Genomic DNA, 2096 nt, shown 5'->3' with positions numbered 1-2096 from the left:
AAATATCGAAAACGCCTCATTGGGAGTGCTCAATTGTGTCAGTAAGGTTAACCAAGAAACGTAGCCTTTGGCATAAAATTCTAAAAATTGCTCTTCGTTGTGTAGGCCAAAAAAAGAGTCACTCTCAATCGTAAGCTTTAAACGATAGGAGGCCATGGGCATCATGCTTTGGGTTTGAAATTGATGAAATTCATCGTAGCTCACTTTCGTTTGCTCAAGTAATTCATTTTTTGTGAGAAAGTGTTTGGAGAGATAATCGATGAGTTCCATAGGGTACGGCTTCCATCCAAAATTTTTAGACTAATGGGTAACATCGACAGTTTAATTGATTAAACCCAATTAGACTTACGCTTAGGCTCCCTAAAAATGTAAGGAATTATTTATTCTATTCCAAATGTGAACTATAATTCGCGTTACTAGGTTTTGAGTCAATTTTTCGATCTTTGTATCGAGTTTAAAGAGGTTAGAGTGAAAAAAGCGATATTAGCAATGGCGGTAGGTGTTTCCGCATTAATTATAGGTGGTTGTGCCAATCAACCACTTCCTTATGAAAATGAGCTAGCACAAAACACGTTAGTTGAATTTGCACCAGGCATCATATCTACCAAGGCGCACTTTGAAATAAACGCGGTCTTTAATGAAAAAGGCGACAACGTGATTTTTGCTCGTTGTGACGATGCTTTTAGTACTTGTACTATGATGGAGTCGGACTTTAAGGATGGGAAGTGGCAAGCACCAAAAGCATTGCCATTTTCGGGTGAATATTTAGATGCGGATCCTTACTATGACCCTAGTTTCACAACCATTTATTACGTTTCTAAACGACCGATTGTTGAAGGTGGTGAAGAAGCAAAAAACGTTAACTTGTGGCGTGTTTCTAAAAAAGACGGCCAATGGCAACAGCCAGAATACTTAAAAGACCTTAGCTCACCAGAAATGGACTTGTACCCAACGTTAACGAGTAATGGTGATTTGTATTTTCCTTCTTTTCGTGACAACAAACGCCAAATGTATGTAGCTAAAGCAAAAGGTAATGGCTTTGAGGCACCAGTGGCTCTACCGACAGAAATGTTTGGTAAAGAGGGATTGATTGGTGACAGTGTCATGCTACCAAATGGCAAAACGATTATTTTCAGTATGCGTCGTCATGACAGTGTTGGAAAAGGTGACTTGTACGTGTCTCATAAAATAAATGGCAAATGGAGCGTCGCTAAATCACTAGGTAACAAAGTAAATTCAGCCGATCATGAATTTACGCCCATTGTGTCGCCAGATGGTAAGTACTTGTTCTTTACTCGTATCGAGCAAGGCCGCGGCAATATTTATCAAATCGCACTCGAAGCATTGCCTATGTAGGTGATCGTAAAGGTGGCCCACAGCGTAATTATTCGAGTTATTTAAATGGGAAGTTAACCATGTTTGGTATTTTTAAATCCGATCCAACCAAAAAGCTTAAAAAGCAACACGCCATTAAACTCGAAGAAGCGATGTGGGCTCAGCGAAAAGGTGATATTAGGCTGTATTCACAGCTTAGCCTTGAAGCAGAAGAGATCTACAACAAAATCGAAGCGCTCGAAGGCAAAAAGCAATAGAGCGCTTTTAACGATTTTTAATTAAAACTCCCACAAGTATCCAACTTGAAGGTGCCCCTGTGGGTTCGAATAGTCTCCAGAGCCAATAGAAATTCCCGGCTCTATAAAAAAGCCTCCCCAAGAAAAGGTGGCCGATGCACCAACATATCGCCATTTATCATTGGTATTATCAAAATCCTCAATTTGAGTATACCCAGCCAATAGTTGAACCGTTGCATTAAGTTCTTCTTTTTCTAGTATGCGATAGCCGACTTCGATTCCGTGATAAGAATTGTCCCAATACATGCCCGATATATTGATGGGCTGCTCGGCAATAGTGCCTTTGTAAACTAAATTGACGACCGCAGGCGAGCCAATAGAAACACCAATTTGTTCTTTAGCGGTAAGTGGAGCGGATAAAAGTGCAATTGCTAATGCGACAAATCCCTTTTTCATTTTAATTCCTATTTATACTGATAATTCGTAGGCTTTTTTGAGCCACTCTTTTACGTCTTCGTTGATATC

Annotated in this window: 3 protein-coding genes and 1 pseudogene; 2 read left to right on the top strand and 2 right to left on the bottom strand. The window is 39.9% G+C overall.

All coding sequences use genetic code 11. From position 1 onward, the window contains the following. Positions 1 to 270: pseudogene (locus tag AC4E96_RS13240) on the bottom strand (DUF6058 family natural product biosynthesis protein); the annotation flags it as partial. A gap of 198 nt (positions 271 to 468) precedes the next feature. On the opposite strand from AC4E96_RS13240, the gene AC4E96_RS13235 reads away from it, so the two are divergent. Together AC4E96_RS13235 and AC4E96_RS13230 are read left to right on the top strand one after the other, a co-directional pair. Beyond that, positions 469 to 1356, top strand: a complete 888-nt coding sequence (locus AC4E96_RS13235; protein WP_490256154.1) for a TolB family protein — start codon at positions 469 to 471, stop codon at positions 1354 to 1356. Between the two features lie 59 nt (positions 1357 to 1415). Continuing rightward, positions 1416 to 1592 (top strand): DUF6435 family protein, encoded by a 177-nt coding sequence (locus AC4E96_RS13230; protein WP_488031966.1) that lies wholly within the window; start codon positions 1416 to 1418, stop codon positions 1590 to 1592. Between the two features lie 21 nt (positions 1593 to 1613). On the opposite strand, the gene AC4E96_RS13225 is transcribed toward AC4E96_RS13230, so the two are convergent. Further along, entirely contained in the window at positions 1614 to 2027 is a 414-nt protein-coding gene (locus AC4E96_RS13225) for a hypothetical protein (RefSeq protein WP_488031965.1), read from the bottom strand. Positions 2028 to 2096: the final 69 nt, after the last annotated feature.

This window comes from Psychrosphaera sp. (assembly GCF_982872775.1).
This window is presented reverse-complemented; position numbering and strand designations above follow the sequence as displayed.